Genomic DNA, 25528 nt, shown 5'->3' with positions numbered 1-25528 from the left:
GGTGATTCGATGGACGACCAAGGTTGTACCCGGATGATAAGACTCGAGCGGGCTCTTTCTGAGGGCGATAGCCGGGGCGGTCACGATGACGAAGCTGGCAGAGTTGATCTGGCTACGAGGCGGTGGGCACGGAAGTGGTGGATCCGTGTGTGGACGTGGATTCTCCTGGCGGGTTGCGCCACGGCGCCGGCCAGCCGGCGAGACCCGCTCCCATGTCCCGTGGTCCTGGTCGAGAACCAAACTCTCGAGAATGTGGTCGTCTACCTCGAGTCACCCAGGCGTCGGTTGGGGATCGTCGAGGGGTTTGCCTCTGAGAGCCTCGAGGTGTGCGGCGTGCTCGCGGCCCCGGCTTTCGAGGTGCACGCCGTCGGTGCCCGGTTCGATCATGTGATTCGGGGTCACGGCAGTTGGATGTATCCGGGCGACAGCTACACGCTGGTCGTGGGACCGACACACGGCCTGTCCTATCTGATACTCTCCGACACATCGCACTAAGGGTGCCCTTATCGGGCTCAGCGTGGACACCATCGACTCGATTCGATTCATCAGCGCGGCCGTAGCTACGGCACGGTGGGGCGTGGGCCACGCTCGTGGAGTGATCCAGGTGGTGACCACGCCGGGACTCCCTTGAGCGCGAAAGTCGTTCGCGTGAAAACACGTCGCTTGGCCGCAGCAGGACTCGTCGGGGCCGTGATCCTCGTTGCCGCGTGCGGGCCGCTCCGTAAGGGAGAGAGCGCCACGAACCGCAACGGCGTCAGCCACGAGCGTGGCGGCTTCGTGCTTTCAGGCAGGGCGCTCGAAGACGGCCCAGGCTCGGTGCTCGCGGCGATGGAGGGCAAAGTGCCGAACTTCCGGTTACGGCGGAACTCGGGGGGGTGCCCAGTCGTGACCCTGCGGAGCGCAGTGACCTTCCAGGGCGTGGTGAATCCGCACGTATACGTCGACGGAACCCACGCGCACGGTCTGATTCTCGTCTTCATGCGATCGGGATAGATCAGAAGAAGCCCCCCGGAGCGAGGCTCCGGGGGGCTTCGTGCGCCTTGGCGCATTGGTGGTCGGCGTCAGTTGATCTGCCACCACACAGGAGTCACGAGGTCGAGGCCACCGCCCTGCCTGGAGACCGCAGCGGCGAGGTTGGCCGCGTTCAGCGACTGTTCCAGGTCCGGATACTTGAACCGCACCGGGATCCTGCTCAGCGTCAGATCGGGACCCGCCTGCAGGGCCGGAAGGCCGGTCCGGCGCACGTGGGCCCACGCCTCGCTTCCGTTCATGAAGAGCCCGATCCACTGCTGAAGCTGGATCTGCTCGAGACCGGTCGCGGCGTCGTATGCGACCACGGGTTGTGCCAGGTAGGCGTCGATCTCCACGGTCGTCGGCGAGTTGGCCGCACTGTACTGCGTCATGTTGGCGCGGATGCCGTCGGCATAGAGCGTGGCCGGGTCTCCCGCGATCCACCCGCGGTGCGCGGCCTCAGCCGCCAGCAGCATCACCTCGGAATACGTCATCACCGCGGTGGGCGTCGCGGCCCCGCCGGAGCGCCAGTGGTTACCGATGCGTGAGTACCAAGCCAGCGACAGCTCCGGCGTGATGTCACCGTTCTGGAGACCGCGGTACTCGCCGTCCTCCGTAGCCGGTTCCGCGTACAGCGCGAGGCGCGGGTCAGCCATCGACTTCAGCGTGTCCACCATGGTGGCACTGATGCCGTGGTCGTCACGTCCCTGCCAATCCTCGAAGAGAGGATTGCGGTAGGGCGAACCCGGCCAAGAGAGCATCGCGTTGTCGTCGTTGCTCAGGAAGCCGCCGGCGTTGTACGCCGCCACGAACTCGGATCGGGCTGTGGCCGCGTCGACTTCGGACATCCGCATCGCGAGACGCATGCGCAGCGAGTTGCCGAATCTGCGCCACTTCTCCATGTCGTCCCCGTACAGGACGTCACCGGATCCTAAAACGGAGGATCCACTGGACAACATGGCCGCTCCGCCCCCGAGCGTCTGCAGGAGACCGGCATAGACCTGCTGTTGCGTATCGTACGCCGGCGTGGTGACTCCGTCCGCCCCCGCTAGTGCTTCGGAGTACGGTAGGTCGCCCCACAGGTCCGTCGCGATGTGGAAGATCCAACTCTTCCAGATCATGCCTACGCCCTCGATGTTGGCGTTTCCGATCTCCCGGCCTTTGTCGATTACCATCTGGATGTCGGCGAGGGAACCCGCGTAGTAGCCGTCCCAATACGCCTGCATGCGGCTGGCACGGACGATTCCCTCTTCCTCGTCCGGGTACTGGAGCTGGACTGCGTGCTGTGGCCAGATGGCCGTGTGAGACAGCATTTGGCTGCTGCCGAACGTGGCTTCCACGGAGGCGCGGATCGCCTGAGGCAGCAGGAACTGTGCGCCGACGTCGGTCGGCGCGTTGGGGTTCAGGTTGATCTCGGTCAATCCTTCGTCACAAGCACTCATCACCAGCACGAGACCGGCGACCAGTACCCGCTTGGTTAGCATGGCTCTGTTCATGATTGTCTCCTGGCTCACGGCTGGATGGAGATGGAGAAGCCGAGGCTTCTGGCGGACGGGAACTGCCCGAACTCGATGCCTTGCACGTTGCTGGCGTCGAAAGCGGTCTCCGGATCGATGTTCGGCATGTTGGGCGCCCACAGGAACAGGTTACGGCCGATCACTGCGACACTCCCACTGGAGAACCCGAAGCGGTCCAGGACTCCGTCCGGCAGGCTGTAACCGAGGCGGAGCTCGCGCAGCTTGAAGTACGTCGCGTCGTTTATGCCCGCTTGCTGATTGCCCCAGTTACGACCGAAGTAGCTCTCCGGACATACCATCACGTCGTCGACGCCGTCGCCGTTGACGCTGCCGTCCGGCATGATGCCGTCCACGATGATGCCCGGATCACAGAAGTCGTCCTCCCGGCCCCTGAGCGTAGACTCGAGCACCCCCGCATACTCGCCGAACCAGTTCGTGACCGAGAAGATGTCTCCGCCCCTCTGGCCGTCGACCAACACGCTCAGGTCGAGAGGCCCGTAGCTGAACCGGTTCTGGAAACCGCCGAACCAGTCCGGGTTGTAGTTGCCCAGGATCCGCCGTTCCGGATCGGATCGCGGCCGTCCACGGGAATCGAGCAGCCAGGTGCCGTTCTCGTCGGTCAGGTAACCGTTGCCGTACATCACGCCGTAAGGCTCACCCTTCCGAGCCTCGATGTTCATGCTCCAATACGTGCCCAGAACCAAGGTCTCGAGGTCGCCGTACAGGTTCTTGACCTCGGAGTTGTTCTTGCTCCAGTTGAGCGTCGCGTCCCATTGGAACCCGTTCTCGAGGCGAACCGGCGTGGCCCGCACCAGGAGCTCGTATCCCCAGTTTTCGACCTCACCCGCGTTGAGTACCTGGTTCGTGAATCCGCTCGTCGCCGAGATCTGCACACCGAGGATCTGGTTCTTCGTATTGCTGCGGTAGTGCGTGAGCACGAAGCCCAAACGCTCGTTGAAGAGTCCGATGTCGGCGCCGAACTCGTACGCTGTGGTCTCTTCAGGCTTCAGCCCGAGGTTCGGTAGCTCGTTCGGCACCGCGAACATCGGTACCGAGCCAAACGCCTGTTGAGCGTTGTAGACCGACGTCATCTGGTAGGGGTTCGTGTCGTTCCCGACCCGCGTCCAGCTCGCGCGGATCTTACCGGAGCTGAACACGTCGCTCTCGAGATCGAGCGCGTCGCTGAAGACGAACGCTGATGAGACCGAGGGATAGAAGTACGAGCGATTGTCCTCGGGAAGAGTGGAAGACCAGTCGTTGCGGCCCGTGAGATCGACGTTGAGATAGCCGCGGTAGTTGAAGCTCGCTAAGGCGTAAACGCTCCTCACCTTCTTGTGCGACTCGAAGTCCGTGGGGTTTGGCGTTTCGGACGCGTTGTCGATCGTGTAGATGCCGGGCGCCGTGAGCGCGCCGACCGACACTCCGGACGTCTCGTAGTCGTTCGTCCGGATGTTGCCGCCGGCGGTTACGTCCAACGACACATCGGGCGTGAGCTGCCGGGCCGCGGTCAAGATCATATCGGCGTTCGTCTCAGAACGGAAAATCGATGTCTGAGTGAAGCCGCCGTCACCCGCGTCATCGAGACTGTTGAACGCGGTGACCTTCTTGCGGTTCTCCCGATACCAGTCTCGACCGACGCGGCCGGTTGCGGTGATCCAATCGTTGAGCTGATACGTCGCGGACACGTGACCGAGCAGCCGGTCCCGCTGGTCCTCGTTGGTGTTGACCAACTGCTCCCAGAATGGGTTGTTGTGGTAGTTGTAGTTCCAGTTGTACTGACCGCCGTCGGGGTCGCAGGAGCTCATCTCGGTCCCTGTGCAGCGGAAGTTACGTAGAGCGTCCATGTCGACTTGGCGCCCGAACCAGATGAAGCTCTGCATCGGATTGTCCTCGTCGTACCCGGTGCCCATACGGTTTTCGCCCTGCTGAGTCGAATAGTTGAGCGATGCTTGGGTCGAAAGCCGGTTCGATACCGTCGTGCCGCCCTTGAGCGCCACACCCACTCGGTCGATGGCTTCGCCTGGCGCCATTCCTTCGACCATCATGTTGCTCAAGGACAGGCGCACGTTGCCGCGTTCGCTCGCCTGCTCGAACGACAGGTTCGTGTGCGAGGTCAGGCCGGTGCGGAAGAAGCTGCGCACGTTGTCGGGCTGTGGCAGCCATGGCTGATTCGGCCCTGTAAACTGGTCGATGAGGCGGCCGTCCATCTTCGGCCCCCAACTCTCGTCGACGAAGTCCCAGGTCCCGGCGCCCGCACCGTCCACGAAGCGGAACTCCCCATCGACCCCTTGGCCGTAGACGTTCTGGTAGCTCGGGAGGCGGAGCGGGTTCTCGGTCGTGAAACTCGACGTGATCGAAAAGCCGCGCGAGGTGCGGCCGGACTTGGTCGTGATTACCACGGCCCCGTTCGATGCACGCGAGCCGTAGAGTGCCGCGGCGTTGGGGCCCTTGAGCACGCTGATCGACTCGATGTTGGCCGGGTCGATGTCCTGGATCGCATTGCCGTAGTCGATGCCGCCGTACCCCGTGTTCCGTGGAGCCGAGTTGTCGACCGGCACGCCGTCCACGACGAACAAGGGCTGGTTGTCCCCGGCGATGGAGCTCGCGCCACGGATCACGATGCGTGACGAGCCCCCGGTGGGCCCAGCTGCTGTGACGTGCACGCCCGCGATCCGACCTTGCAGAGAGTTCACGAGGTTGATCTCGGGCACTTCGGTGAGCTGGGCACCACTAATGTCCTGCACCGAATAGCCGAGGGACCGCTTCTCCCTCTGAACGCCGAGCGCGGTGACCACGATGCCCTCGAGCCCCAACGCCTGCGGCTCCAGGACGACCTCCATGTTGTCGGAGATCAGCATCTCGACCGACTTGAAGCCGATGTAGGTGAAGACGAGGTGTGTGGATCCCTCCGGAACGGGCAGTGAGAACCGACCCTGCGCGTCCGTTAGGGTTCCCCGAGTCGTGCCCATGACCATGATCTGCACGCCGGCCACGGGTTGTGACGAGCCTCCATCCGACACGAGTCCAGACACCGTGCGCATCTGGGCTTGCAGAAGCCCAGGCACGGCGAGGAACACGGCCAGGAGGAGCACTTTCGTACTAGTGAGACGGTTCATACGCCCCCTCTTGAGTGGAAGTAAGGGAGGGTCGATGAATTTGCCCTACCGTCGCCCCGGACTGCGTCCCGAGCCGACATCGAGCACGATTGTTTCTTAGTGACATGACGACTGCGGCTGCCCTCAGCAGGAGCGGTGGATCGCTTGTCGTGCGCCGGCCCGGCAGCGCCGCGGGCCGGCACACAACCAAGAAACGCTACCGGTTCCCTTCGTTGCACGATGCCGGGAATCTCCCGGAGGTTGTGTGGGGAATTGTGCCGAGTGAGGCGGAAACGTGGGACGCCGTAGCCCATCATCTCGAGCGCTGTCACCAGGGCATTGGCAATCGCACGACCTGGGCCACGACCTGAAAAAGAGTGATGTCTCCAGGCCGATCCGATGGCATCGCAACGGGACGGGTGGATGATCACGCCACGATTCCGTATTATTGGGGACCCTCCCGCCGACGCTCGAATGTCCATGAGCTCGGAGGGGTGGGTCATGCCTGAACACATCACCCGTGCCACGCCAGCGGAGGACCGGGCCGCCGCATGGCGGTCTCGCCTCTCGATCTTCGTGGCCGGCATCCTCGTGTTCGAGACCCTCTCGGGGTTCTCGATCTGGCTGCTCCCCTTCGGCGTCCCGAACCAGATCCTCGTTCTGCTTCACACGCTGGGAGGGCTCGCGTTTCTGGCTCCCTATCTCGTGTACCAGTGGAAGCACTGGCAGCGGTACCGGAATCGGGCGCTCTCCCACTATTCCGTAACCGGGTACGTCGCGTTCGCGGCGATCGTGCTCAACGCGCTCTCCGGCGTGATCCTCGCGGCGCAGGCCGTCTTCGGCACGCGCATCTCCTACGTCTGGGACGACGTACACATCGTCACGACCGTCGCGGTGGTCGCGTTTGTCGTACCGCACGTGGTGTTGCTCTTCCTGCGCTCCGCCAAGGCGACCTTCGCCGGTGCGGACCTGGTACTCGCCGCCGAGCGACGCTGGGTGGCCGGAACCCTCGGTCTCACCGCCGTCGGCTTCTCGGCGCTGCTGGCCTTCGCTTGGATGTACACGCCGGTCGAGTGGGTCGATCGGTTCCCGGAGGACTACGTGATCGAGGAGGGCCGGACGCCGTTCAGCCCGAGTCTCGCAATGACGGAGACGGGGGGAGCGTTCGACGAGCGCACCCTCTCGGGGAGCGAGGGGTGTGGGAGCTCGGGTTGCCACGAGCAGATCTACGAGGAGTGGTCGATCAGCGCGCACCGCTGGTCGTCGATGGACCCGGCGTTCCAGGTCATCCAAGAGCTCATGGCGACGCAGAACGGACCGGAGAGCACGCGCTACTGCGGTGGGTGCCACGATCCCATCTCGCTCTTCGCGGGCACGAAGAACATCTTCAACGAAGAGCTCTCGTCGCTGCGAGGGTACAACGAAGGCGTGTCCTGTCTGGTCTGCCACTCGGTCCGCGAGACCGACCTCCAGGGTAACGCCGCGTACACGGTGGCGAAGCCCGATCGCTACCTGTTCGAGCTCGCCGAAGACGGGGCCGCGAAGTTCGTTTCCGATTTCCTCATTCGCGCCTACCCGAGGCACCACGTCGCAGAGCTGTCGAAGAGCCTGTTCAAGACCCCCGAGTACTGCGCCGCCTGCCACAAGCAGTTCATCGACGAGGAATTGAACCAGGTCGGTTGGGTGCAGCTTCAGAACCAGTACGACAACTGGCGCAACAGCAAGTGGAACCCGGAGGACGACCCCGAGAACGTGGTCGAGTGCCGCGAGTGCCACATGCCTCTCCAGGCCTCGAAGGACCCGGCGTCCGGGGACGCGCTCGACTCGTACCGATCGCCCGATGACGGAAAGCACCGCGATCATCGGTTCATCGGGGCAAACGCGTTCATTCCAGAAGTTCTGAAGCTCCCGGGTTGGGAGGAGCACAAGCGCCTCACGGAGGAGTGGCTCCAGGGCCGTCGCGAGATCCCGGAGATCGCCCACAAGTGGGCGAGCGGGCCGGCGGTCTCCGTCACGATCCAGGTGCCGGACACGGTCGGAGCCGGAGAGGATATCCGCATCCGCGTCGTGTTGGAGTCGAACAAGGTCGGTCACGACTTCCCGACCGGGCCGCTCGACATCATCCAGTCCTGGATCAACATCGAGGTCACCGACGACGCGGGCGCCGTCGTCTTTTCGAGCGGCGCCGTCGATGAGGACAACTTCATCGAACCGGGCGCGTTCATGCTCAAGGCAGAGCCGGTCGACCGCTACGGAAACCTGATCGACCGCCACAACCTCTGGGAGATGGTAGGCGTCCGGTACCGACGCGCCCTCTTCCCGGGGTTCAGCGACGTGGCGAACTACACCGTGTCGTCCGTTCGGCCCGGCTCGCTACACGTCCGAGCCTCCCTCGACTACCGGAAGGTCGATCAGTACCTGCTGAACTTCGTTTTCGGCGACGACACGGAGCTCGAGTCGCCCATCATCCGGATGGCCACCGACGAACGGACGATCCACGTGCGGCCCCGCGCGGCTTCCGACGGGGAGGTGCAACATTAGCAGGCTATCGAAGCGCCGGCGGCTCATATGGAAGACCTCGTTGCTCGGCTCGATACCGGTACTGCTCGTCACCGGTTTCCTGCTCGGTTCGCGCTTGCGTGAACGTGCGACGTACGTGCCCGACCAGAGCGCCGAAGGAATCACGAGCGCTCTGGACCGGTCGGGAGGAGGCGCTGAATCGGGTCTGCTCTTCACGGACGTGACGGCCGAGGTCGGCATCGACTTCAATCACTTCCCGCACGAGCGGACGAGCCAGATCCCCGAGGACATGGGACCCGGTGCCGCGTGGGGTGACTACGATGGAGACGGCTTCCCCGACCTGTTCCTGGTGAATTTCGCTGCGCCCATCGGGACGCCGCCCGCCGAGCTCGAGGCCTCGGGCGACACCGATCGCCTGTATCGGAACCGCGGTGACGGCACCTTCGAGGACGTCACGCTCGCCGCGGGAGTCGGGCGCGCGCACTACGGGATGGGGGCAGCATGGGGGGACTACGACGCGGATGGCGACCTCGACCTGATCGTCACCTCATGGGGCGACATCGTGCTCTGGGAGAACGGGGGCGACGGGACGTTCACCGACGTCTCACTCCGGGCGGGCGTGCGAGGACGAGGCTTCTGGACCGGCGCCTCGTGGGCGGACTACGACCTGGACGGCGATCTCGACCTCTACGTCGTCGGCTACGTGCAATACGAGCCGGAGCCCGCCGGCCTGGAAGCGGACGGCAATCGCGACGCCGACTTTCCCTTCACACTGAATCCATCTTCCTACCCGGCCGAGCCGAACCGGCTCTTCGTGAACCGAGGCGACGGGACGTTCGTCGACCTAGCGGAGTCAGCGGGCGTTCGCGACCCCGAGGGCAAGGGAATGTCCGCAGCATGGGTCGATCTGGACCAGGACGGTTGGCTCGACCTGTACGTGGCGAACGACGTTTCGGACAATCGGCTCTACCGCAACCGGGGCGACGGGAGCTTCGAGGACGTGAGCTACAGCGCGCTCGTTGCAGATTACAGAGGTGCGATGGGAATCGCGGTCGGCGACTGGGACGGTGATCTGGATCAGGATCTCTTCATCACCCACTGGATCGCGCAGGAAAACGCGCTCTATACGAGCATGCTCTCGGACCTCGAGGGCTCCGGCGTGGAGGGCACACTTAACTTCGGTGACGATTCGGACCGGCTCGGTCTCGGGCAGATCTCGCTCGACGTGATCGGTTGGGCTACCTCGTTCAGCGACTTCGACAACGACGGCTGGCTGGACCTGTGGGTGGCGAACGGGAGCACGATGCAGGATCGCAAGGACCGGTCCCGACTCGTCCCGATGGACCTACACCTCTATTGGAATCGAGGCGGGGCCGACGGCTTCTTCGAGGTCGGTGAGGCGGCCGGATTCCGCGTCGAGCCCCCCGGCGTCGGACGTGGCGGGGCTGTGGCTGACTACGACCAGGACGGCGACCTCGACGTGCTCGTCATGCACGTAGGCGGGCCCGCGAAGCTGTTCAGGAATGACTCGCAGACCGGTCGTTGGATCGGGTTCAGCGTGGAGGCCTCCTCGGGACATCCCTCGGCTATTGGTGCGCGGGTCATCGCGTTTACCGGAGACCGCGGCTTTCTCCGCGAGGTCGGAGTCGGACCTTCGTACCTGTCGCAGAACGACGCCGAAGTGCGGATTGGGCTCGGGAGTGCGCAGCGTGTGGACAGCGTCGTCGTGACGTGGCCGGGTGGACATCGGGAGGTTTGGCGCGACCTGGCATCCGATCGACGATACCTGCTCCGGGAGGGAGAGCCTCCGAGTCGGCTCGCCGGACGCCTCACGAGAGAGGAGACGCGACGCTTCTGGGAGCTGGACCGCACGGTCCGTCGGGCGTACAACGAAGGCCGCTGGGCAGAGGCGGTCCAGGGCCTGGAACAGATGCTGTCGCTGAACCCCGACCACGAGGACTCGCTGTACGACCTCGGCAACGCGCTCCTGGAAATGCGGCGCTACGACGAGGCTATCGCCGCATGGCGTCGGCTGGTCGGCGTGGACCAGGCGAGCGCCCGCGCATGGGCGCAACTGGGAATCGTCCACACCATCCCCGCCGCCGGCGCTCTGTTCGACCTGCGGGAGGCTCTTCGGGCTTTCGAGGTCGCGTATGACCTGAACCGCGAAGAGAGCAACCCGTTGGTGCTTCGGGGAGAGGCGGCGTTGGCCCTCGGCGATCTGGCCACAGCACGTACTTCTCTCCGGGCCGCGTACCGGATGAACGACCGGGCGGCGTCCGCGCTCTTCTTGAGCGGTTACCTGGAGTGGAAGGACGGGAACGAGGCGCGAGCCGTCGAGCTGCTTTGGCTCACCAAGGGCGCACTGGGTGGTCTGGGGGAGGTGGCAGGCGCCTCGGGGGAGGGAGACACGCGCTCGGATCGGATGACCGAGGCCCGCCGGATCGCCGCCGGCCGCCGGTTGTTCGCTGAGTGCCTGGATGCGGTCGCGACCGAGTCGACCATTGCCCCGGACCAGGCATATCCTTGCGTCGACCGCGCGCGAGCGGATCTCACGCAACGATAGCCTCAGTCCCCCATAGCCATGACTGAGTACTCCGGGCGAGAGGCGTCCGCAACTCCGCAGCAGCTTCGCGCGGCGGTCGCCGAGGGTACTCGCGCCACGGTCATGGGTCTGGTGGTGAGTGCCGTGCTTGCCGTCGTCAAGCTGGGCGCTGGAATCCTAGGAAATTCGTATGTCCTGATCGCCGATGGCGTCGAGTCGACCCTGGACATCTTCAGTGCACTTGTGGTATGGGGCGGGCTTCGAGTCAGCGGTGCACCACCGACCGATAGATTTCCATACGGGCAGGGGAAGGCAGAACAGCTGGCTGCGCTCGCTGTGGCGACGATGTTGCTGACTGCCGCGGTGGGAATCGCGTTGGGTGCGCTGCGAGAGATCGTCGTCCCGCACGAAGCACCGGCGGCTTTCACACTTCCCGTACTTGCCGGAGTCGTGATCGCGAAGGAGGTGACTTATCGAATCCTGCGCTCCAAGGGTCGAGAGTTGGGCAGCCAGGCGCTGAGTACAGATGCTTGGCATCATCGGTCTGATGCGCTGACGTCTCTTGCCGCGTTCGTAGGGATCTCGATTGCGTTGCTGGGGGGCGGCGGTTTTGAGAGTGCGGACGACTGGGCCGCGTTGTTGGCGTGTGGCGTAATCGCGTGGAATGCCGTTCGCCTGCTCCGGTCAGCCGTGCGGGACGTGCTCGATGTCGCGGCCCCCGGAGATATTCACGCGCGAATCCGACAACTCACGGAGGCTGTGCCAGGCGTTGAAGGAGTCGATGTCCTGAGGGTCAGGCGAAGCGGGCTGGTGTTCCTGGCTGATATTCATGTTGAAGTGGACGGCGGTTTGCCAGTCCGGGAGGGGCACGCGATCGCTCATCGCGTCAAGGACCGAATACTTCAATCAGAGCTGCCCGTTCTGGATGCGCTGGTTCACATCGAGCCGAATACGTCGCGTAGGCACCACCGAAAGATTTGAGGGAGGTACGCGGTCCCGCGAGGGAGCCGCTGCCGGTCGCTTCGATCCTGAAGGCTTCTTCATCTCCATCTCACCGGACCTTCACGTATCCGAGGGCAACTTCCGTTCAGTCATGACGGACCTCCTTCGAGAGCATGCCCGTGAGATCTCAGGAATTTGCCCGGTGCCTGACCGCAACTGCGGTCACGCTTCTGCTCAGTGGGCCGCTGGCCGCCCAAACCGCCCACACCGCACTCCACCTCGACGAAGTCCTGGAGCTGGTTAGGGACCGGAATCCGCGTCTGCAGGCCCTTCAGTCTGCCGCCGAGGCTGCGACCTATCGAGAGCCGGAGGCGTCGACGCTACCCGACCCGACGCTGCAGCTCGGCATAATGAACTTCGGCGTGCCGAATCTGAACACAGATATGGCCATGTCGATGGCCCCGTCGGTCCAGCTCATGCAGATGGTGCCGTTCCCCGGGAAGCTGTCGCTCAAGGGCGAGATCGCCGCATACGGGACGGAGATGGCCTTCGCGACTGCGGACGAGGCATGGTGGAACGTACGTGGGCAGGCGTCCTCGCTCTTCTTCGATATCTATTCGCTGGACCGGCGGATCGGAGTCATGCGGGAGACGCTGGCGCTTCTGGAGGACTTCCAGCAGGTTGCGAAAGCGATGTACTCGGCCGGTACGGGGCGTCAAGCCGACGTGCTCAGAGCCGACGTCGAGGTCGCGCGCGTCGATGGCGACATTCGCCAGATGCAGGCGTTTCGCATTGCCAAGGCGGCCATGCTCAACGGAGTCCTGGATCGGCCCTCGGATGCCACGGTGGCGTCTCCGGCTCTGGGCGACCTGCCCCTGGACGTCCCCGATCGTGATGAACTGCGTGCCTCGGCTGCCCAGAGCCGACCCATTCTGGCCCGGGCGCGGCTCGGTGTGGCCCAGGCCCAATCACTATCGGCGCTCGCCGACCGTCAGATCTGGCCGGACCTGACCTTCGGGTTGTCGTACGGACAGCGCGATCGCGGTGGCGGCACCGAGCGCATGGCCAGTGCGATGTTGGGCTTCAGTCTTCCCATACACGCGGGGAAGCGCCAATACGCGCTCCGCGATGAAGCGGCCGCAATGGAGCGACTGGCCGAGGCAGAGCTGTCCAGTCGTGAGGCCGAGGTGGACGCCGACATCGGAGTACTGCTGGCCGAGTTGACCCGAGCCAGGAGCCTGGCCGAGCTGTACCGGGACGAAGTCATCCCAGAGGCGCGCGCCACGGTGGAGTCGGCGTTCTCGTCCTACAGAGTCGGGGCGGTGGACTTCCTGACGCTCGTCGATGCGCAAATGACCGTCAATCGATATGAAGGGGAGCTCTTCACGCTCCTCGGCGACTACGGGAAGGCTTTCGCCACGCTCGAGTCGACGATCGGCCGAGCACTCCCGAGATCAGGACCCGTCCTTACGGAGGAACGATGAGCACGCCCAAGCAGATCGCACTGTCCGTGTTCGTCGTTGTGGCGGCGGTGGCGGTAGTGACGTTTCAGATTCGCTCTGGCGAGCCTGCCGCCGAGCAGGCGGTGGGCGGGGAGCATGACATGGCGGCGATGACGGCCGGGGGCGGGGACATGCAGCCGGTCGTGCTGGACGCGGAGGCAGCTCGGCTAATCGGTGTCACGTTTGCCTCGGTGGAGCACAGAGTGCTTCCCGGCTTCGTCCAGACCGTGGGTACGGTCGTATACGACGAGACGCGTCTCACGACGGTCAGCCCGAAGGTCGAGGGCTGGGTCGAGCACCTGTACGTCGACTTCACGGGCGCGCCGATTCGTGAGGGCGAACCGCTCATGGAGATCTATAGCCCGGCCCTCGTGTCGGCGCAGGAGGAGCTCCTCCTCGCGGCGCGGCTCGTCCGTGAAGCCAAAGCGGGCCGGCCGCTCACGAACGCGGAAGGGCTTCTGGCCTCCGCTCGGCGACGCCTCGCGTACTGGGATATCCACGAGGACGAGATCCGTCGCATAGAGGAGCGCGGCGAGCCCTCCAAGACGCTCACGCTGCGCTCGCCGGCGACCGGAATCGTGGTGGAGAAGAACGTCGTCGTGGGCGACCGCATCATGGACGGCATGACCGTGTATCGTATCGCCGACCTCTCTCGCGTCTGGATCGAGGCCGACATCTTCGAGAAGGACCTCGCGCTCGTGAGAGAGCGCCAGGGTGCCCTGATCTCTTTCCAGGCATACCCGGGGCAGGTCTTCACCGGGCGCGTCACCTATGTCTATCCGACGGTCTCGGTGCGGTCGAGAACCGCACGCGTCCGTTTGGAGCTGCCCAACCCGGACCTCGCGTTCAAGCCCGGGATGTACGCCCAAATCCGACTCGAATCACTCCCGACGCCGGCGACTCTGGTGGTCCCGCGTAGCGCGGTCATCGTGACGGGAGAGCGCGCGTTGGTCTTCGTCCAGGAAGCCGACGGAGCGTTGCTGCCGCGGGAGGTCCAGCCCGGTAGGACAGCGGGCCGGTACATGGAGATTCTGTCGGGGCTCGAGATGGGTGAGCGGGTCGTCTCGTCGGCCGCGTTCCTCGTGGACGCCGAGTCCAATCTGGGCACGATGACCGGCGATCTGGACATTACGGACGACGCCGGCGGAATGGAAAGCATGGACCACTCCGGGAGCGACACCCTGTCCATGGAGCCGGACACGGCCAAGCCGAGCCGCGAGACGTCCCACGAAGGGCACGAGGAGTAGGGAATCGTCATGCTGAAGCGCATCATCGAAGCGTCAGTCAGGAACAGGTTTCTCGTCCTGGTCTTCGCGCTCTCCGTGGCCGCCGCCGGTGTCATGGCCATGCGGAATACGCCGCTCGACGCGATTCCGGACCTCTCGGACGTTCAGGTCATCATCCGGACCGACTATGCGGGCCAGGCGCCGCAGATCGTTGAGGATCAGGTCACGTATCCGGTGGCCTCGGAGATGCTCAAGGTTCCGGGTGCCCAGACGGTCCGTGGCTACTCGTTCTTCGGTACGTCGTTCGTCTACATCATCTTCGAGGACGGAACCGACCTCTATTGGGCGCGGAGCCGGGTCCTCGAGTACCTGTCCTCGATCCGCGGACGCCTCCCCGAGGCGGCCCAGCCCTCGTTGGGTCCGGACGCGACGGGACTCGGATGGGTCTACCAATACGTGCTGTTAGACACCACGGGGACCATGTCCTTGGCGGACTTGCGGTCCTATCAGGACTGGTATCTACGGTACCAGCTCACGGCGGTGCCCGGCGTCAGCGAAGTCGCCACGGTGGGCGGGTACGAGCAGGTCTACGAGGTGACGGTGGACCCCATCAAGCTTCGCGGCTTCGGTATCCCCGTGACTCAGGTGATCGCAGCCATCCGGGCCTCGAACGAGGATGTCGGGGCGATGGTCCTCGAGTTGGCCGAGCGGGAATACATGATTCGCGGGCTCGGGTACCTCGAGGGGCTCGAGGACATCGAGAAGGTCGTCGTCAGCGCTACCGATCACGGCACTCCCGTGCGCGTGGAGGATCTGGCGACGGTCCGTCTCGCGCCGGACGTGAGGCGCGGGGTCGCCGATCTCGACGGTAGGGGCGACGTGGTTGGCGGTATCGTCATCATGCGCTACGGTGAGAACGCGCTGGCCACGATCGACCGCGTGAAGGCCAAGCTCGCGGCGATCGAGTCGGGATTCCCGGAAGGGCTGGTCATCAGGCCGGTGTACGACCGCTCGGATCTGATCCACAGGGCCGTCGACACCCTCAAGGAAAAGCTCCTCGAGGAGTCGCTCGTGGTGGCGCTGGTCACCGTGATCTTCCTGGTCCACGTGCGCAGCGCGCTCGTCGTGATCCTCACGCTGCCTCTCGGCATCCTGATGGCGTTCATCGCGATGCGCGGGCTCGGCCTGGGAGCCGACATCATGAGCCTCGGTGGTATCGCCATCGCCATCGGTGCGATGATCGACGCCGCGATCGTGATGGTCGAGAACATGCACAAGCACCTGGAGCGCGCCATCGACGAGAAGCGACGACGAGCGAAGGAGCTGGGCGTCTCGATTCCCGGCGATGAAGGAGGAGATTACCTCCACACCCGGTTGTTGACGTCGAAGGAGCGCTGGGAGGTGGTCGTGCGGTCCTCCAAGGAAGTGGGTCCTGCGCTCTTCTTCTCCCTGCTCATCATCACCGTGTCGTTCCTCCCCGTCTTCAGCCTGGAGGCCCAGGAAGGTCGACTCTTCAAGCCGCTGGCGTGGACCAAGACGCTCGCGATGGCGAGTGCGAGCTTGCTCTCCCTGACCCTGGTTCCCGTGACGATGGGGCTGTTCATCCAGGGACGGATCCATAGGGAGCACAAGAATCCGGTCAACCGGGTCCTCATGTCGCTGTACCGTCCGATTCTGGAGACCGTGCTCAACTACCGCTGGCCGGTCATCGCGGTGGCGGTGGCGGTGCTCGTGCTGACGGTATTACCGCTTCGTCGCCTGGGTTCGGAGTTCATGCCGCCCCTCAACGAAGGCACCATCCTCTTCATGCCGACCACCCTTCCCGGGGTCAGCGTTGCGAAGGTCCAAGACATACTGCGGGTTCAAGACTCGATTCTCGCGACGTTCCCCGAAGTCGAGAGCGTTTTCGGCAAGGCCGGCCGAGCCACGACGGCCACGGATCCAGCTCCCCTCTCGATGATCGAGACGACCATCGTGCTGAAGCCAGAGGAGGAATGGCGCCCGGGGATGACGCAGGAGACGCTGATCGAGGAGATGGACGCCGAGCTTCGCATGGCCGGTGTGACCAATTCCTGGACGATGCCCATCAAGGGACGCATCGACATGCTCGCGACCGGAATCCGAACCCCGGTGGGCGTGAAGATCTTCGGTCCGGAGCTGGCCGTGCTCGAGAGACTCGCGACCGAGGTGGAGGCGGCGGTGCGGACCGTTCCGGGCACTCGGTCGGCCGTCGGAGAGCGGGTCGTTTCCGGGTCGTATCTGGACATCGACATCGATCGCGACGCGGCGGCCCGATACGGGATCAGCGTCGCGACGATTCAGATGGTGATCGCATCGGCGGTGGGTGGCATGAGCATCACGCGGACGGTCGAGGGGAGAGAGCGCTACTCCGTGCGCGTGCGCTATCCCCAGGAGCTTCGGGACCAGCCCGAGAAGCTGGCGGAGATTCTGATTCCGGTCGGATCCCGGAGCACCGGCATGGATGACATGGTCACACCGGCCACGATGGCCGGGATCGACGGGATGGCGCCGACCGCCTCGATGGGCGGGAGTAGTGCCATGGGGGTCGCGCAGATCCCACTCGGGCAGGTCGCTGAGATCCGCATCGTGGATGGCCCCATGGTGGTGAAAACCGAACAGGCGGTCCCCACGGCGTGGGTATTCGTGGACGTCGAGCAGAGCGACCTGGGCTCCTACGTCGCGGCCGCTCAGGAGGTGGTGTCCCAGATGGTGGAGCTCCCGCCGGGCTACACGCTCACCTGGTCCGGGCAATACGAGTACATGCAGCGGGCCCAGGAGAAGCTGAAGGTCGTGGTCCCGGCGACACTGCTCATCATCTTCCTCCTCCTCTACATCAACTTCGGGGCCTTGGGCGAGACGCTGATCGTGATGCTCACTCTCCCGTTCAGCCTCGTGGGCGGCGTGCTGATTCTGGCCGTCCTCGGCTTCAACTGGTCCGTTGCCACGGGAGTGGGCTTCATCGCTCTCAACGGTGTCGCGGCGGAGATCGGGGTGATCATGCTGCTCTACCTCGGCAATGCATGGCGCGAACACAAGCGGAGGGAGCCGAGCGTCGCCTCCCTGCGGGAAGCCATCATGCAGGGGGCGGTGCTCCGCGTCCGTCCCATCATCATGACGGTCACGGCGATCGTGGGCGGTCTGCTGCCGATATTCTGGGGCCACGGCGCCGGAGCGACCGTCATGCGCCGAATTGCGGCGCCGATGGTCGGTGGCATGATTTCGGCCACGGTCCTGACCCTCCTCGTGATTCCAGCGATCTACTCACTTTGGCAGGAGGCCGTGCTCCGAGCGGAGGCCCGCGCGTCGTCGCGCGAGCTCGTGACTCTTGAGCCGTTGCCTTCGGGTGCCGATTAGCACAGGGTGCGAAGCGTCGCCGGTCACATCCCAACTACGGAGGTTTCCATGGGCGATTCCGTTTTCGTCGAGCTTTCGCTTCCCTATGCGGAGGCGCTGGACCGTGTCACCGACGCACTGATGGCAGAGGGCTTCGGCGTGCTAACACGAGCCGACCTTCACGATGCCTTCGCCGAGAAGCTCGGTGTGTCATTCCGGAAGTACACGATTCTCGGTGCCTGCAATCCGGCGCTCGCGTTCAAGGCTCTCAACGCGAGTCCGGAGGTGGGTCTCTTCCTTCCCTGCAACGTCACCGTGGAAGAAGCCGGCCCGTCGTCGTCGTTGGTTCGATTCATCGACCCCGCTCTGATCATGGGGCAGGCGTCGTTCGGCGAGCTGCCGGCGATGCAGGAGGTCGCCAAGGAGGCGAAGCAGCGGCTGACCCGGGTGGCCGCCGCGATCCGGTGAACGTCCGTCCCGGCTCTAGCGTCCCGGGCCACTCCCGATCGGCGAAGCCGGCTTCTTCGTAGCCTGGGACGCTTGCCAGCGCATCAGGAGTGCTCGAAGCTCCAACGGCATCACTGAGTTCGTTGGAATGACCGACGCGGACGCCGTCCCCCGCGGCGCTCCTCCTTCCGGCAGGTTGGTCGCCTGAAGAAACGCCAGCACGGCGCCGGCCTGGCTCTTGGTCAGGTTCCCCCGTGCCCTCATGTGGGCGATGATCGCCACCCACTCGTCGTCGGTACGCTCGGTCCCGGATCGCGGGCTATGGCAGCGCGAACAGTTTGCCGCGTAGACCAGGGCTCCCTCACCGATCTTCGCCGGATCCTGCTGGGCCTCCGCGGAGACCGGCAGGAGCAAGACCAGCGCGGCAGCCCACGCGAATGCTCTCTTCGTCATCGTTCTGTTCTCCGTTTGCTTTAGAATCCGTACGCCCACTGGATGTACAGGCGGTCGTCGCGACCCTGGTGGAACTCGTACGCGAACTTCACCGGCACGGTGGGTTCGAGCCAAAAGTTCAAGCCGAAGGCCACTTCGTTGTGGCCCTCGATCACCTCGACGCCGTCCACGGTGCTGTCCACCAACCGACCCCACCGGACGACCGGCTCCCACTGGCCGACCTTCTTCGACGCCTGCGCGTAGAATCCCCCGCGGTTCAGGGTCTCGAAGTGATCATCGCCCTCGAATTCCTGACGCGTGATGACGCCTTCGGTTCGGAACTCGAATCCGCCCCGCCTCCACTCCAGGGAGAGCGCCCCGCCCTTGAAGTCGAGGAAGTTCCCTTCGTCGTACATCGCGTGGAAGCCGGACGCGTACACCTCGAACGACGGACCTTTAACCAGTCCGATGCGCGCCCCGAGCATCTTGTTCTTGTTGTTGTCGGCGAACGACGTGCCAAAGGCCACGGGCGGTGCCGGAACCGCGTCGCCGTGTTCCGGCTCCGATGAAAGGAGTGAGACCTGGGGGGAGGCGTGAACATCATCGTGCCCGTCGTCTCCGGCCGCTTCCTCGGTCGCGATCCGTGGGCCTTGTGTCACGTAAGCCGAGAAGTCGAGCGCCCACTTCGAGGCGAAGGGCTTTGCCCACCGCATCATCACTCCGGCGTCCGACATGATGGGGAGGAGCGCACCCTCGGCGACGCCGCCATGCGCGTGCCCGTACAGCACCGGTGCCGTGGGCAACTTGTTGATCCACGTGGGGTGCTGGCGTTCGCCGAAGATCCCGAACGGCAGCAGGAACTTACCGGCGATGATCTGCACGCTCTCGAAGCCGAGGTAATCGATCTGGGCGTACCCGAGCCCGGTGGTCGTAGCAGCCCCCGAGAGCCCGAACTCCAGTTCGGCCTCGAAGAGGATGTTCCCGCCCATCGTGTACAGAAAGATGGGGCTCACGGAAGCTGAGAAATCGTTGGGGTAGTCGCTGGTCGCGGCCGCTTCGTACGTAGCGTCTCCGTATCCGCTCAGGACGAAGATGCTCTGACCCTGTCCCGCGAGAGAAGTGAATGGCAGGCCGCTGAGACACGCGGCCAGGATCGCCACTCGAATCGTCTGGAATCGCATGGTCGCCTCCTCTAGTGGCTGTCGTCGACATGGACACGGAACGCGGCTGTGTGGTGTGCACCGTGCTCATCCTCGAACTCGATCATAACCTCGTTTTCCCCATGTTCGGCGAACACGTGGTGCGCCTCGTACACACCGGTCGTGTGCTCCTCGGCGCGATGGGACATGGAATCGCCACTATCGATGTGCGAGAGGTGGATGTCCGCGGTCAACCCGCCAATCGAGTGACCGCTCCCGTGTCCGTCCGAGGCCTCCAGAATCCAGAACTTCACCTCCGCCTCGACACCCTCGTGTAGGTGGCCAGGGAAAGTCTCCATCTCGATCCGAAACTCGCCCACCTCCTTGTGGATGCGCTCGACCTCGAGGTGGCCGTCTCGCTCGAAGATGGTCTCGGAGTGGTCCGCACCGTGCCGCTGCGCCACGACCCGTGCCTCGTACTCGCCACTCGAGTAGAACGTGTGTTCGGCGCTGAAGTGGCTGCCGTGGAGCTCCAGCTCTCGCGCCACCCAAATCTCCTCACCCTCGAGCTTGAACTCGACGGCGACGGCCATGAAATCGGTGTCTGATGCCCCGTCGTGACCCGTAATCTCGACCTCGATCTCGAGCTCGGTCAGCGTCGCCAGATGCTGCTCGGAGAAAGTCAGCGCGACGTCGAGCTCCTCCCCGTGATCGTCGTGGGGGGCGAGGACGGGATTGTCCACGCATGCGGCCCCCGTCAGCAGGGCCAGGACTGGCAGCCCCCTTCTGAACGTTGTCGTCATCTCTAGTCTCCTATGGGTTACCGGTCGCCCGGAACGACTTTGATTTGTGCCACCATGGCCAGGGGCTTGATCTTGCGCATGGAGAACCTCTGTGTCAGAACGGGTGGCCGGAATCGGTCGGAATAGGTGACCGGAATCAGTCGGAATAGCTGGCCGGAATGGAGCGGAATCCCCCTTCTGAACGTTGTCATCATCTCTGGTCTCCTATGTGATTACCGGTCGCCCGGAACGACTTCGATTTGCGCCACCATCCCCAAGGGCTCGTGTGGCGTGCACACGTACTTGTAGAGTCCTGGCACGAAGCGCTCGTCTATTTCCACTTCGTAGACATCGCCCTTCTGGATCAAGAACGGACCCATGATCGCGACGCCCAGTTGGGCGTCCGCGGGGACGTCCTTGAATTGCACGTTGTGGGGAGCGACGTCGGCTTGTACGAAGCGCACCACGTCTCCGAGGCGCACCTGGATCTCCGAGGGCTCGAAGCGCCACTGCGTGCTTCCCTTGTCCACCATCTGGACCGTGATCACCCGGGGCGGGTCGTCCCCGACGTCGGGTGCTTCCTTCTGTCCGGGTGGGGCCCAGGCCACGAGTACCAAGGTTACGGCGAGGGCGATCATGCGAGTCATCGTGCGGTTCCCTTTCTCGAGTGGTGTCACTCAAATCAGTGACGCCTTCGAGAGGTGCAACCTGCGTGCCGGGCGTGGGTATAGCCCCTAACCTGTTGTTGTCTACCGTCTTAGGAGGATATGACGCTCCCAGATAGAGCGCCATGGCGGGCCATTTGCCCCAACTACCGAGTCAATTCCGGATGGCGTAGGGTGATTTAACCCACTATGATATACGGTCCAGAGCTTGATCCTCCTGGAGGGAGAAGGACAAGAGGACAACCCGGGGCGCTCGGCCCAGTGCTTGCGTGGGCTCGGACGCATACTCGGATTCGTTGATACGGGCTCCCAGAACGACTTTGCGCACGGATGAAGAACGTACCTGCGAGAGAAGGTGTGCTCAGGAGGCGGCTTCTCGCGGCCTTCCTGGCGGTTTCCCTGGTGCCGTTGTTCGGATCGAACGCCATGGGCTTCCTTCGCTCGCGGGACATTGTGGGAGGCCTGGTCGAACGGTACGTGGCCGGCGTCGCGGACCTCCAGGCGTCGCATGTTCAGGAGCGGATCGAGCAGCAGCGTCTTTATCTGGAGGCCGTCGCGAGCGGCAACCGCTTCCTCCAGGCCGCGGCGGAGCGCGCCACGTCCGCTGCCAATCCCGGCATGAGCACAGCCGCCAGCCCTGAGGCGACGACCGAATACCTGCAGCGCAAGCTCGAGGAATCCGGGCACTTCGACGCATTTGCGCTGTTCGAGCCGGATGGAGTGGCGTACGCCTCATCGAGTGCTGGGCATCCCGTCGAGCAGTGGTCTCCCCATGGAGCCGCGCCGTTCGGGCTGGTTTCCACCGGGCCGGACTCCCCGCCCATGCTGAGGTTCGTCGTTCCGGTCACGGACGCCGGTGGTGCGACTGCGGCTTATCTCGCGGGCACAGTGCTGCTCGGCCGCGGGGAGGGGTTTCTGGACATCCCCGAGCACGTCGCGGGCGCGATCGAGTCGTTTATCGTCGATGATCGGGGACTCCCTGTATTCGTCTCGCATCCCCATGGTCCTCTCCGGTATGACCGCCCGCTGGACAGCCCCCTCGTCGGCGCGCCACCCGGGCGCACGGATCGTTACATCGACAGAGGGGGCGTCGACGTCATTGGGGCGTCGGCCGCCCTGCCTCGTTACTCCTGGCTCTTCGTCACCGAGGTCCCCGAGGCGGATGCACTGGGCGAGCTTCGTGGTCTCCGAAGTCTCTCGTGGGTGCTCGGTGGGGTGTTTTCGCTGATGGTGGTGCTGGCGGGCTGGGGTCTGGCGGGTGGGATCGCGGCGCCAGTCCGCAGGCTCCTCGCCGCAACGCGCAAACTTGCGGACGGTGACCTGGCGGTACGGGTTCCCGAGGGAGGCGGAGACGAGATCGGCGAACTGAGCGAGGCCTTCAATCAGATGGCCACGGAATTGGCGGCAAACCAGGAGAGGATCCAACGACTCCACCGGAGAGAGATCGAGCGCGCCGAGCAGTTGGCAACGGTCGGAGAGCTGGCCAGCGGCATCGCACACGAGATCAAGAACCCCGTCGTGGGAATCTCGAACGGACTCGACCTGGTACTCAGACACGTGGAAGACCAGCCGGATCTCACGCCGATCACCACGGAGATGAAGCGTCAGCTTCACCGGATCGAGCGCGCCGTTCGCGACCTCTTGGCGTTCGCGCGCCCCAGGGAGCCGAAGCTGGAGTCGACCGACGTGAACGAGGTCGTGAGGAGGGCGCTCGCGCTCGTGGAGGCGGGGGCGCGGAAGAGTGGAATCCCGATTCGCGTAGATCTCGGGCAGGACCTCCCGCACGTGTGGGCGGATGCCGAGCTGCTCGGCCAGGCCGTCGTCAATCTGGTCCTCAACGCCATCCAGTTCTCTGGCGAAGGCAGCCCCATCGACGTGCAGACCTTCGTGTCCAGCGGCGAGTTGGGAATTCGCGTGGCAGACCGGGGCCCCGGCATTGAGCAGAAGAACCTAGCAGCGCTCTTCAAGCCGTTCTATACGACGCGACACAGCGGCACCGGTCTGGGCCTGTCGATCACGAGAGGGATCGCCGAACAGCACCAGGGCCGGATCGACGTCGACTCCACCGTCGGCGAGGGAAGTTGCTTCACGATCGTACTGCCTCTCGACGCCCGGTCGGCGGAGGTGCCCTCATGAGTCGAGCAGCGATCGCGGTTTGCGACGATGAGATGCTCATCCGCCTTTGGCTGGAAGAGCACCTCGAGGACGAGGGGTTCGAGGTACGGACGTATGAACAGGGCACGGATCTGCTCGAGGGCCTGGTCAGTGACCGGGCGGACTTGGTCCTGCTGGATCTGCGTCTGCCCGATGGCTCGGGACTCGACGTGCTCACGAAGATTCGTGAGCTGGATCCGACGATTTCGGTCATCATGATGAGTGCCTACGGCGAGGTCGAAGTCGCGGTGAAGGCGGTCCGGGCCGGCGCCTACCACTTTCTCGAGAAGCCGATCGAGCTACCGGAACTGTTGCTTCTCATCGATCAAGCGCTTGAAAAGTACCGGCTGGCCGGCGAAGTCGGACGATACCGCGAGGGCAGCGCGTGGCGCTTCCGGGACGTCACGTTGGTCGGCCGTTCGTTCGCGATGCGCAGGGTCGTCGAGCTCATCACGCGCCTCGCGCTCCGCGGGAGTCCCGCGAACGTACTCATTCGCGGGGAGAGTGGTACGGGCAAGGATGTGATCGCGCGTGCGATCCATGCCCGCGGACCACGCCGGGACCGGCCTTTTATCAACGTGAACTGCACGGCGCTCCCCGAGGCCCTCGTGGAGAGCGAGCTGTTCGGCCACGAGGCGGGTGCCTTCACCGATGCCCGGGAGGCAAAGACCGGTCTGTTCGAACTGGCGACTGGGGGCACGCTCTTTCTCGACGAGATCGGGGACATGCCGAAGGCGGCGCAAGCCAAGCTCCTGCAAGTATTGGAAAACCATAAGCTACGGCGTGTGGGTGGGGTGAAAGACATCGAGATCGACGTGCACGTGATCACCGCGACCAATCGTGACCTCGAGCAAGCGGTGGCGGACGGCGACTTTCGGGAAGATCTCTTCTACCGCCTGAACGTGATCCCGATCGAAATCCCACCGCTTCGCGATCGTCCCGAGGACATCGCGCCGCTCGCCCTGCATTTCATCGATACTCTCTGCACCGAGATGCGGCTGGAAACCCGACTGCTGGTCCCGGATGCGCTGCGTGCCCTGGAGTCTCATGCCTGGCCGGGAAACTCGCGGCAACTACGCAACGTCCTGGAGCGTATTCTGCTGCTTGAGGACGGTGAGACCATCGAAGTCGCCAGTCTTCCACCGGAGATCCGAGGGACCGGTGCCGCTGGAGCCGAAGAGTCGGGGGTGTTCGTTCTGCCCGCGGAGGGGGTGGACCTCGATGCGGTGGAGCGTGATCTGATCCGTCAGGCCCTCGAACGTACCGGCGGCAACAAGTCTGGCGCGGCGCGCCTGTTGGGGATGAGTCGAGACACGTTCCGGTATCGGGCGGACAAGCACGAATTGGCTCTGGAGAGGCCGGACAGCGATTGAAGGACAGGGGATGCGAGGCCCCTGATCGGGAGGTCACGAAGAATGAAGGCTCGGTACATCGCGCTCACAGCGCCTGCCGTTCTGGCCACTTTGGCCACGCTGCCTCCGATGAGTGCCGCCCAGCAGCCGGGCTTCGCTGCCCGGAGTGGACAGCCGCAGGTCGCCCCTACGGGTGCGCTGGAAGTTTATGTGCGTCTAGCAGGTGAGTCCCGGCCGGCACCGACGGGTATAAGGAACACGACAGATCCAGAGGCATGCGGTCTCGAACACACCCTCGAGGACTTGGTGCTGTCGGCGGACTCTCGAGGCGTTCAGCATGTGATCGCGGCGTTGCTCGACGTCCCCGAGGATCGGATTCCTGCCGGACCTCCGCAGCGGCTCGCGATCGACAACCGCGAATGTCGGTTCGCTCCCCATGTGGCGGTAGCGAGAGTGGGGGACACGATCGTGGCGAAGAACAGTGACCCGGTCATGCACAACACTCACTACTACGGTCCCCTCAGGTCCAACATAGCGCTGCCGGTGGAAGGAATGACCGTCTCCCGAGTGTTCCGGCGTCCGGGCATGATCGTGGTGTTGTGTGATGTCCATGGCTGGATGCGAGCCTACATTCGAGTGGATGTCCACCCCTTTCATGCGGTTTCCGACGAGCTCGGCTTCGTCCGGATCTCCGGAATCCCGCCGGGGAGCTATACACTGGAGCTGTGGCATGAAACGCTGGGCACAAAGCAGGTTCAGGTTGAGATTCGATCGAACGAGACGGTGCGGCTCGACATCGAGTACGAACCCACACCTTCTCGACCCTAGACTCGAACGAAAGGCTG

19 protein-coding genes are annotated in these 25528 nt (G+C 64.3%); 12 read left to right on the top strand and 7 right to left on the bottom strand.

The genetic code is table 11. From position 1 onward, the window contains the following. The first annotated feature begins 9 nt into the window (after nucleotides 1–9). Nucleotides 10–495, top strand: a complete 486-nt coding sequence (locus IIB36_00900) for a hypothetical protein (GenBank protein MCH7530302.1) — start codon at nucleotides 10–12, stop codon at nucleotides 493–495. 153 nt (nucleotides 496–648) lie between these two features. Continuing rightward, nucleotides 649–993, top strand: a complete 345-nt coding sequence (locus IIB36_00895) for a hypothetical protein (GenBank protein MCH7530301.1) — start codon at nucleotides 649–651, stop codon at nucleotides 991–993. Nucleotides 994–1061: 68 nt separating this feature from the next. Here the strand turns inward: IIB36_00895 and IIB36_00890 are convergent, their stop codons facing one another. Further along, complete coding sequence (locus IIB36_00890) at nucleotides 1062–2507, bottom strand: SusD/RagB family nutrient-binding outer membrane lipoprotein (protein MCH7530300.1); 1446 nt, start codon at nucleotides 2505–2507, stop codon at nucleotides 1062–1064. Nucleotides 2508–2521: 14 nt separating this feature from the next. Next, entirely contained in the window at nucleotides 2522–5644 is a 3123-nt protein-coding gene (locus IIB36_00885; GenBank protein ID MCH7530299.1) for a SusC/RagA family TonB-linked outer membrane protein, read from the bottom strand. A 480-nt stretch (nucleotides 5645–6124) separates the two neighbouring features. Between IIB36_00885 and IIB36_00880 the strand changes: the two genes are divergently transcribed. From IIB36_00880 to IIB36_00850, 7 genes are all read left to right on the top strand, one after another. Beyond that, nucleotides 6125–8164, top strand: a complete 2040-nt coding sequence (locus IIB36_00880; GenBank protein MCH7530298.1) for a hypothetical protein — start codon at nucleotides 6125–6127, stop codon at nucleotides 8162–8164. A 40-nt stretch (nucleotides 8165–8204) separates the two neighbouring features. Beyond that, nucleotides 8205–10709, top strand: coding sequence for a VCBS repeat-containing protein (locus IIB36_00875; protein MCH7530297.1), 2505 nt, complete (start codon nucleotides 8205–8207; stop codon nucleotides 10707–10709). Nucleotides 10710–10727: 18 nt separating this feature from the next. Beyond that, entirely contained in the window at nucleotides 10728–11669 is a 942-nt protein-coding gene (locus IIB36_00870) for a cation transporter (GenBank protein MCH7530296.1), read from the top strand. Nucleotides 11670–11809: 140 nt separating this feature from the next. Further along, nucleotides 11810–13114 carry a TolC family protein gene (locus tag IIB36_00865; GenBank protein ID MCH7530295.1) on the top strand — a complete coding sequence of 435 codons (1305 nt, stop codon included), beginning with the start codon at nucleotides 11810–11812 and terminating at the stop codon, nucleotides 13112–13114. Then, nucleotides 13111–14379 carry an efflux RND transporter periplasmic adaptor subunit gene (locus IIB36_00860; protein MCH7530294.1) on the top strand — a complete coding sequence of 423 codons (1269 nt, stop codon included), beginning with the start codon at nucleotides 13111–13113 and terminating at the stop codon, nucleotides 14377–14379. The genes IIB36_00865 and IIB36_00860 overlap by 4 nt, the downstream gene beginning before the upstream one ends. A 9-nt stretch (nucleotides 14380–14388) precedes the next feature. Next, nucleotides 14389–17733: an efflux RND transporter permease subunit gene (locus tag IIB36_00855; GenBank protein ID MCH7530293.1), complete on the top strand. Its 3345-nt coding sequence runs from the start codon at nucleotides 14389–14391 to the stop codon at nucleotides 17731–17733. A 48-nt stretch (nucleotides 17734–17781) separates the two neighbouring features. After that, a complete protein-coding gene (locus IIB36_00850) occupies nucleotides 17782–18180 on the top strand; it encodes a DUF302 domain-containing protein (protein ID MCH7530292.1) in 399 nt (132 codons plus the stop codon). 15 nt (nucleotides 18181–18195) lie between these two features. Here IIB36_00850 and IIB36_00845 read toward each other — a convergent pair whose 3' ends face one another. The 5 genes from IIB36_00845 to IIB36_00825 are packed head-to-tail and all read right to left on the bottom strand — an operon-like array spanning nucleotide 18196 to nucleotide 21159. After that, nucleotides 18196–18612, bottom strand: coding sequence for a cytochrome c (locus tag IIB36_00845; protein ID MCH7530291.1), 417 nt, complete (start codon nucleotides 18610–18612; stop codon nucleotides 18196–18198). 20 nt (nucleotides 18613–18632) lie between these two features. Next, nucleotides 18633–19772 carry a hypothetical protein gene (locus tag IIB36_00840; GenBank protein MCH7530290.1) on the bottom strand — a complete coding sequence of 380 codons (1140 nt, stop codon included), beginning with the start codon at nucleotides 19770–19772 and terminating at the stop codon, nucleotides 18633–18635. An 11-nt stretch (nucleotides 19773–19783) separates the two neighbouring features. Then, nucleotides 19784–20533 carry a hypothetical protein gene (locus IIB36_00835; protein ID MCH7530289.1) on the bottom strand — a complete coding sequence of 250 codons (750 nt, stop codon included), beginning with the start codon at nucleotides 20531–20533 and terminating at the stop codon, nucleotides 19784–19786. A 17-nt stretch (nucleotides 20534–20550) separates the two neighbouring features. Continuing rightward, complete coding sequence (locus IIB36_00830) at nucleotides 20551–20727, bottom strand: hypothetical protein (GenBank protein ID MCH7530288.1); 177 nt, start codon at nucleotides 20725–20727, stop codon at nucleotides 20551–20553. An 18-nt stretch (nucleotides 20728–20745) separates the two neighbouring features. Next, complete coding sequence (locus tag IIB36_00825) at nucleotides 20746–21159, bottom strand: hypothetical protein (GenBank protein MCH7530287.1); 414 nt, start codon at nucleotides 21157–21159, stop codon at nucleotides 20746–20748. 348 nt (nucleotides 21160–21507) lie between these two features. Here IIB36_00825 and IIB36_00820 point away from each other — a divergent pair, with 348 nt between their 5' ends. Genes IIB36_00820 through IIB36_00810 form a run of 3 tightly spaced genes read left to right on the top strand, consistent with a single transcriptional unit; the run spans nucleotide 21508 to nucleotide 25511 of the window. Further along, on the top strand, nucleotides 21508–23313 hold the full coding sequence (locus IIB36_00820; protein MCH7530286.1) for a HAMP domain-containing protein: 1806 nt from the start codon (nucleotides 21508–21510) through the stop codon (nucleotides 23311–23313). Beyond that, entirely contained in the window at nucleotides 23310–24704 is a 1395-nt protein-coding gene (locus tag IIB36_00815; GenBank protein ID MCH7530285.1) for a sigma-54-dependent Fis family transcriptional regulator, read from the top strand. The genes IIB36_00820 and IIB36_00815 overlap by 4 nt, the downstream gene beginning before the upstream one ends. 42 nt (nucleotides 24705–24746) lie before the next feature. Further along, nucleotides 24747–25511, top strand: coding sequence for a hypothetical protein (locus tag IIB36_00810; protein MCH7530284.1), 765 nt, complete (start codon nucleotides 24747–24749; stop codon nucleotides 25509–25511). Nucleotides 25512–25528: the final 17 nt, after the last annotated feature.

This window comes from Gemmatimonadota bacterium (assembly GCA_022560615.1).
Classification (GTDB): Bacteria; Gemmatimonadota; Gemmatimonadetes; order Longimicrobiales; family Gaopeijiaceae; genus UBA1138.
This window is presented reverse-complemented; position numbering and strand designations above follow the sequence as displayed.